The sequence below is a fragment of the Streptomyces sp. NPDC054834 genome (assembly GCF_053611185.1).
This window is the reverse complement of record NZ_JBSGZV010000076.1, coordinates 21,354-28,835: the sequence shown is the minus strand read 5'-3', so window position 1 is coordinate 28,835 and position 7,482 is coordinate 21,354. Positions and strand designations below refer to the sequence as shown.

The following is a 7,482-nucleotide window of genomic DNA, read 5'->3' as shown; positions in this document are numbered from 1 at the left end:
GCTACCTCGCCGGCCTCCACCTCCGTGCCTCAATGATCTGGATCAACGACCTGCTGAAGGCAACTGGCTGATCACAACGTCACACAGGCCCTAGTTCGGTCGGCCAGCTGCGCCGGTCGGGCAAGATCTCCCGCTTGAGCGAGGCGAAGAACGACTCCGCGGCGGCGTTGTCTGCCGAGGTGCCGACCGCTCCCATGGACCGGCGGATCCCGGCCCGGTGGCAGGCGTCGGCGAACGCCTTCGACCCGTATTGAGCCCCGTGATCGCTGTGGAAGATGACGTCGTCCCCCCGGCCGCCGCGGGTGCGGACGGCCGTCTTGAGTGCGTCGGTGACGAGTTCGGCTCGCATGTGATCAGCCATCGACCAGCCCAGTAGGCGACGGGAGTACATGTCGATGACGGTGGCCAGATACAGAAACTTCCCGCCGGCGATGGGCAGATAGGTGATGTCGCCGACCCAGGCCCGGTTGGGGGCGGATGCGGTGAAGTTGCGCCGCCGCAGATCGGGTACCGCTTGGGCGGCGGGCTCCGGAATGGTGGTTCGGTGTCGACGCTTCAGCCTCCGCCCCTGGATGGCGTGTTGGCGCATGAGCCGTTCGACGCGTTTGCGGTTGACGACCACACCGCCCGCGCGAATCTCGGCGGTGATCCGCTTGGCCCCGTACGTCTTTCCGGACTCCGCGTGGACCTTGCGTATCCGCCGGGTGAGTGCAGCGTCCGCGGCCTGTTTCGCGGCGCGGGCCGGGGCGGTCTTCAACCACCGGTAGAACCCGGACCTCGACAAATTCAACACGGTGCACAGTCGCTTCACGCCGAAGGCGCCGCGGTGGTCGGCAACGAACTCGAAGCGGCTCACCAGTTCCTCTCGCCCGCAAAATACTTGGCTGCCCGGCGCAGAATGTCACGTTCCATCTCCAGCTCGCGCACCTGCTTGCGCAAGGCCGCGCTCTCCGCGTCCTTCGCCGACTCCGCAACTGCCTCGGGCCGCTCGGCCTTCTCCGCCGTCGTGATCCACTGCCGCAGCGTCTCGTGATTCGCACCCAGCTCTGCGGCGATACGCGAGACGGGCCGGCCCGACGAACGGGCCAACGCCACCGCGTCGGCCCGGAACTCCGCCGAATACTTGTAGGTCCCCACCCGGGACTCCTCTCCCTGGACTCAAGATCCAGTGTCGAGGTGTCCATGATCAAGGTGGAGGGCCCGTGTACCTCCGCCGCCCCTGGAAGAAACCGGCCGAACCCGACCGACTCACCCCTACCCGAGTCCGCCGGGGGTTCAGAAGCCTCCGCCCGAACCTGCCCTGCCCGGCCCGTGCACCCAAACCCAACCGGCCTGGCCCCGGCAGGCCACTCGGCTCGAAGAACCGGCACCCCGCCACCCGCTACGACGTGGGCAAGACCACCAGACGCCCTGAAAGCATCACCGAAGGCGATCAGCTCAGAGGCAGAACACGACTTCAGAACGGAACAGCCAGCCCGGCCTCGCGCAATCGAAGCAGCGCCCTGCCCATGCACTCGGCGACCGAGGCCCCGTCGGCCCTCATCCCACCGTCCAGCGGCCCACCAGATGCGGCAAATGTCCACGCTGGCTGACCGTCACGCATGCGCTCCGCGTCGACCCGGATCATGGCACCGACCCCCTGCTCGCCAAGCCACTCCAGGATGGAAAGCGTCACGTCCTCGACGCCGCTGTCCAGGTCCACCTTGGGCAGCCGCCCCATCCCCTTGGCCATGGCCACAACCCTACACAGCACCTGATCGGGTCGCGTCACGCACTCTCAAGGCGGAGCTGCGGCGACTCCCGGTGGTGCCGGTCCCCGCAGACGGCGAGGCATTCGCCTCCTGGGTGAACCAAACTGCCGTGTCCATGGGCCTTACCCCGGGCCTCGCCGCACGGGTGCTGGGCCTGGAATCCGCACCAATGACCGTGTGGCCACCCTCTTCGGCATCCTCATCACCCCCCGCCAGCCTGGACGGCCTGCGCATGACCACCGGGCTGAGGGCGGATCAGCGCGCCCTCGCCATCGCCGCGGCGGCCTTCAGGCCGGTGGCGGTCAGGTAACACCGCGCGGTGTAGCGCAGTTCCTCCTCACTGTGCCCGTGCTCGCCGGCCGCGACCGCGCTGATCACTGGCAGTAAGCGGAGGCTGTGTGTGCGTCGGGCAGACAGCGGGGAATATGGGGCCGCTGGGAATTTGTGATCTGTCGGTGGTGGGCGCGGCGGTGGTCGTACCGTGAGCGGTCTGAGACACCGTCGGGGGAGGGCTTATGGCGCGGGTGGTGCTGGTGCATGGGATCGCTCAGCAGTTTCAGGGGCCGGAGTTGCTGTCGTTGCGGTTGGCGGCCGCGGCCCGCGACGGAGTGAGGCTGTCGTCGGAGTTGATGCTCGGACCCAAGGACGTCTCCTGCGCGTTCTACGGGAACGCGTTCGTGGAACCGGGAACGCGGGCGGAGGATCTGCCTGCATGGGACGAGCACGATGTGGAGGAAGGCCTAGAGACGGAGCTCCTCGACGCGTGGTGGCAGCACGCGGCAGAGATCGACGACAAGGTGGCACCTGCCGAGGAAGAGCGAACACGAGCGTGGCCCGCCTACGCCGCTACCCGACCACTGCTGTCAGGGTGGGTACGGGAACGATTGAACGCCCTGGCCCAGGCACGCTTCTTCCAGCCGGTCGCAAAACGGCTGCTGGTCTCGGAGTTGAAGCAGGTGCGCCGGTATTTGGACGAGCCGCCCATCTGGCAGGCGGCCCGCGCCGCGGTGGCAGTGGAAATCACCGCGGATACACGGGTGATGGTGGCGCATTCGCTTGGCTCGGTGGTCGCCTATGAGGCGTTGTGCGAGAACCCGGGCTGGCCGGTGACGGATCTGGTGACAGTGGGCTCGCCACTGGGTCTGCCGTTGATCCACCGGCGGCTAAGTCCACTGCCGGTTGAGGGACGAGGTGCGTGGCCGGGCGGTGTGGTGCGGTGGACGAACGTAACAGACCCGGGTGACATCGTGGCCCTAGTCGCTTCACTGGCACCGCGGTTCATGTCCGGTCCTCTGGGCGGAGTGGAGGACCGAACGATCACGAATGGAGTGCGGATGCACGACTTCGAGCGCTATCTGACCGCTCCGAAGACTGCAATCGCCATCGCCGCCGGGCTGCAGGAGCCCTCGGCGTGAGGCCCGAACCGGGTGCCGAACACGGCGCAGTGGGGCGCCGGTTCCTGATCGCGGTCGGAGTCGGTGCTTTCCGTACCCCGGACATCGCAGGCCTGCCCGGCGTGGAAGAGGACGTGCGGCGGGTGCGGGAGCTGCTGGAGCCGATGGGCTATGAATCGGTCCTGAGCTCTCTGGCCCGTGATCCAAGTCGAGCGGCCCTCGCTGAAGGGATCGAGGACTGGGCCTTGGAGACCGGCCTAGGCCCGGACGACGTGGTGGTGGTGTACTTCGCCGGGCACGGTGTGCACGAGGACGACCGCCACTATCTAGTGTGCGCCGATACCAGGCCCGGCCGCTGGACGAGGGCGCTGGCAGCCGAGGACCTCGCCCGCCCGCTGGTGAAAAGCGCGGTGGGGCACCTACTGGTCATTCTGGACACCTGTTACGCGGCGGCAGGTACGGCGGACATCAGCCGACTCGCCTCGGATCTGGCCAACGTGCACCGGGGACGGGCCAACCGCTGGCACCTGGCGGCAGCTCGTTCCAAGGAGCGGGCGAAGGAGAACGTGTTTGTCGATGCCCTCTGCGATGTCTTCGCCCACCCCCGCCACGGCGCCACCCAGCAGTACGTGGGCGTTCGAGAGGTCACAGAACGCCTTAACAACTACTTCGACGCCCACCGCCGCTTGCAGCGTGCCCGGCTGACAACAGCCGAGACGGACGGCCAGGACCCATTCTTTCCCAGCCCCCTCTTCGTACCCGGTCTTCCCGCGGACGGTATCGACCTTGCGAGCCTTGCCGTGCTCCGCCGCCAGCACGATGGGCATTTCGGTCCCCGCAGCCGGGGCCTAGAACACGTCGGCGAACGCGGCGACTACTTCATCGGTCGCTCGCGAGCCCAGCAGGAACTCATCGCCTTCCTCACTTCAGCGGGCACTGATCACGACCGCAAGGCTCGTGTGGTGACCGGCGACCCAGGCTCGGGAAAATCTGCACTCCTGGGACGTCTCTTGGCCCTCAGCGATCCTGACACCCCGAAATCAGTCTGGACTGCTCTCGGTGACCCGCAGGCGGCCGCCTTCCCTCACGTGATTGCCCTGCACGCCCGCAGGGCCGCGCTGGAGGACCTCGCGGCAGAGCTCGCCGCAGCTCTGCGCCTGCCCAGCTCGGCCGACCGTGACGACGTGCTTGCCGCCATGGTTACCAGGACCACAGCGGTGGCCGTCGTCGTGGATTCCCTCGATGAGGCCGGGACCGCCGGCGACAGCCGAGAGGCTGCCCGCATCGCCCGGGACCTCCTCCAGCCTCTCTCCACGTTGCCCGCGGTACGGCTCGTAGTGGGCACCCGCCGACCTCAGATCTCTTCCCTCGGGCATGCAGTCCATATCCTCGACCTGGACAAAGCCGACTACATCGCAGAGGGCGACGTCGCCGCCTACGCCTTCGCCCTCCTAGAAGATGCCCAGGACCCCGACAGTCGCTCTCCTTACCGTCACCGAAGGGACTTGGCCGCCGAGATCGCCGACGGTATCGCCGCACGCGCCGGCTCTTCCTACCTGGTCGCCCGGATGACCGCGCGCGCCCTCGTCCACGGCCAAATCGACATCGACACCACGCAGCCCGGCTGGCGCGAGCGTCTGCCCAGCGACGCGAATGAAGCCTTCGCCGCCTACCTCGACCGCTTCGGCCCCGACCGTCCCAAGGTCGAACGACTGCTGCGTCCCCTCGCCTACGCCCAAGGCGCCGGTTTGCCCTGGTCCACCCTCTGGGCGCCCCTCGCTGAAGCTCTCTCTGGCGTTGCCTGTCCCCACGACGACTTGGACTGGCTCCACCGGCATGCGGGCGCCTACATCGTCGAAACCGCCACCCACGACGGATCGGCCTACCGCCTCTTCCACGAGACCATGGCCGAACACCTGCGCCGCCCTGGCCACCAGCACGACGACCACGCCACCATCGCCCGCACCCTCACCGCCCTAGCACCCAGGGACGAAGCCGCCGACGTCAACGGCTGGCCCGCAGCCCACCCCTACATCCGCCAGCACACCGCCACTCACGCAGCATCCGGCGGAATTCTGCCCGCCCTCTTGGACGACCCCGAATTCCTCGTCCACGCCAACCCCCACACCCTGCTGCGTGCCCTGGACACATTTACTGGAACCGCCCACCCGACCGCCGACATCTACCGCGCTTCCGCCGCCGTCCACATCGGGCTCTCACCGACCGCACGTCGCGACGTCCTTGCCACCGACGCCGCTCGCTACCAGGAACCCGCCTTTGCTGTAGTTCTGGCCCGCACCCGTCCTTGGACCCCCCGCTGGGCCACCGGCACCCTCGTTCACCCCGCTCTCCGTATCACCTTCGCTGGCCACGCCGGCCCAGTGAGCGCGGTGGCGGTAGCGCAACTTGACGGCCGACCCCATGCCGTCACCGTTGGCCACGACCGCACGGTGCGGGTATGGGACCTGAATACCGGCACTCAACGCCTTACTCTCATTGGTCACACTGGCTGGGTAAAGGCGGTTGCGGTGGCGCAGCTCGATGGCCGGCCCCATGCCATCACCGCCGGCAACGACTGCACGGTGCGGGTATGGGACCTGACCATGGGCACAGAACGCGTCACCTTGACCGGGCATACCGACAGAGTGAACGCGGTTGCGGTGGCACAGCTCGATGGCCGGCTCCATGCCATCACCGCCAGCGACGACCGCACGGTGCGGTTGTGGGACATAACCACCGGAACTGAACTCGCCGCCTTCACCGACCACACCGATGCTGTGGTGGCGGTTGCGATGGCGGTGCGTAACGGCCGACCTGAGGTTGTGACTGCCAGTGACCGGTCGGAGATACGGAACTGGAATCTAATCCACCGGAGTACCAGGTACAAACCCATCACCCGCGACGTGCGCTCCCTGAACGCTATGGCGCTGGCCATGTTCGACGGCCGCCCCCATGCTGTTACTGCGGGCGACGACCGCTTGGTGGTGCTCGACCTGATCTCGGGCAGGGTACGGAATTCCCTTTCAGGCCACCACTCCGGCGCGGTGAGGGCAGTAGCGACAGTGCAGCTCGACGGCCGGCTCCATGCTGTGGCCGCGGGCGACGAACGGTCGGTGACAGTATGGGACCTAGCCACCAACCATCCACGTGCCGACTTCACTGGGCACACCGGCCCGGTTACAGCGGTGGCGGCCACGGTGATCGATGGCCGCCCCCACGCCATCACGGCCAGCAGGGACGGCACGGTGCGGGTATGGGATTTGACCACCGCCGCCACACGCAACACACGCCCCGGCCATACCAACAGGGTGAGCGCAGTGGCAGTGGCAATGCTCGACGGCCAGCCCCATGCAGTAACCGCTGGAGACGACCCTGCGGTGAGGGTGTGGGATTTGGCCAGGGGCACCGCACGCGTCACCTACATGGGGCGCGCCAATTGGCTGCGTGCGCTGGCGGTGGCGCAGCTTGACGGTCGGCCCTTTGCGGCCACAGCCGACCACGACCAGACAGTTCGGATGTGGGATCTGGCCACTGGCGCCACACGGGCCACCCCTATCGGGCGCGCCAGCCGGGTGAGCGCAATGGCGGTGGCCATGCTCGATGGCCGGCCCCATGCTGTCACAGGCGGGGAGAATGGGGCCGTGCGAGTGTGGGATGTGGCAACGGGCACCGAACGCTGTTCCTTTACGGGCCACGCCGACGAGGTCAATGCAGTGGCGGTGACGCAACTCGATGGCAGTCTTCACGCTGTCAGTGTCGGAAACGACCGGACGGTCCGGGTGTCGGATCTGTCCACCGGTACCGACCGAAACGTCTTCACGGGTCACACCAACTGGGTGCGAGCGGTGGCAGTGGCGCAGATCCACGGTCAGCCCTACGCCATCACCGCCGGCGACGACCAGACGGTACGGGTGTGGGACCTGGTGAACGACAGCTCACACTTCGCGCTCATGGGCCACACGGGGGCGGTGAGGGCGCTGGCCGTAGCGCAGCTTGATGGCCGCCCCCACGCCGTCACTGCCGCCGACGACCGGACGGTGCGCGTATGGGACCTGCTGGCAAACCGTGCCGTGACGGTGCTCTCTCAACCTCTGCCAGTGCAAGCAATTGCAGCCTACGGCGACTGCATCCTTCTCGGCATGGGCCACGAAGTCGTTGTGCTGCAGCACTGCAGCGCCCCACACACCTAACGCCACGCAGGCCGTCCGGCGGGTCTTCCACGTTCAGGCACAGCACGTCATCTGCCCGTGCGGCAGGTTCGTAGAGGATCAGGCCGCTCCCGCCGGTAACGACCCTGCCACCGCGAAGCTGATCGCGCGGTCCATCCTCCTGGCGAT

Annotated in this window: 4 protein-coding genes and 2 pseudogenes; 3 read left to right on the top strand and 3 right to left on the bottom strand. The window is 67.5% G+C overall.

Translation table 11 applies throughout. The features are described 5' to 3' along the window. Nucleotides 1–79: 79 nt before the first annotated feature. A pseudogene (locus ACWGJM_RS46540) lies at nt 80–1,068 on the bottom strand (IS3 family transposase); the annotation flags it as partial. A gap of 140 nt (nt 1,069–1,208) precedes the next feature. On the opposite strand from ACWGJM_RS46540, the pseudogene ACWGJM_RS46535 reads away from it, so the two are divergent. After that, nucleotides 1,209–1,442, top strand: a pseudogene (locus ACWGJM_RS46535) (NF041680 family putative transposase); the annotation flags it as partial. A 14-nt stretch (nt 1,443–1,456) separates the two neighbouring features. Here the strand turns inward: ACWGJM_RS46535 and ACWGJM_RS46530 are convergent. Both ACWGJM_RS46530 and ACWGJM_RS46525 read right to left on the bottom strand, forming a co-directional pair. Then, nucleotides 1,457–1,732, bottom strand: coding sequence for a hypothetical protein (locus ACWGJM_RS46530; protein WP_453417848.1), 276 nt, complete (start codon nt 1,730–1,732; stop codon nt 1,457–1,459). A 274-nt stretch (nt 1,733–2,006) separates the two neighbouring features. Further along, the gene (locus tag ACWGJM_RS46525) at nt 2,007–2,129 is read right to left on the bottom strand and encodes a hypothetical protein (protein WP_453417847.1); all 123 of its coding nucleotides are present in this window, start codon (nt 2,127–2,129) and stop codon (nt 2,007–2,009) included. A gap of 137 nt (nt 2,130–2,266) precedes the next feature. On the opposite strand from ACWGJM_RS46525, the gene ACWGJM_RS46520 reads away from it, so the two are divergent. After that, nucleotides 2,267–3,166, top strand: coding sequence for an antibiotic ABC transporter ATP-binding protein (locus tag ACWGJM_RS46520; RefSeq protein WP_453417846.1), 900 nt, complete (start codon nt 2,267–2,269; stop codon nt 3,164–3,166). Beyond that, nucleotides 3,163–7,335, top strand: a complete 4,173-nt coding sequence (locus tag ACWGJM_RS46515) for a caspase family protein (RefSeq protein WP_453417845.1) — start codon at nt 3,163–3,165, stop codon at nt 7,333–7,335. The genes ACWGJM_RS46520 and ACWGJM_RS46515 overlap by 4 nt, the downstream gene beginning before the upstream one ends. The last annotated feature ends 147 nt before the right edge of the window (nt 7,336–7,482 follow it).

Bases quoted from the DNA above. Each gene is read 5' to 3' on its own strand.
- ACWGJM_RS46530 (WP_453417848.1), bottom strand. From the start codon at position 1,732: ATGGCCAAGGGGATGGGGCGGCTGCCCAAGGTGGACCTGGACAGCGGC.
- ACWGJM_RS46520 (WP_453417846.1), top strand. From the start codon at position 2,267: ATGGCGCGGGTGGTGCTGGTGCATGGGATCGCTCAGCAGTTTCAGGGG.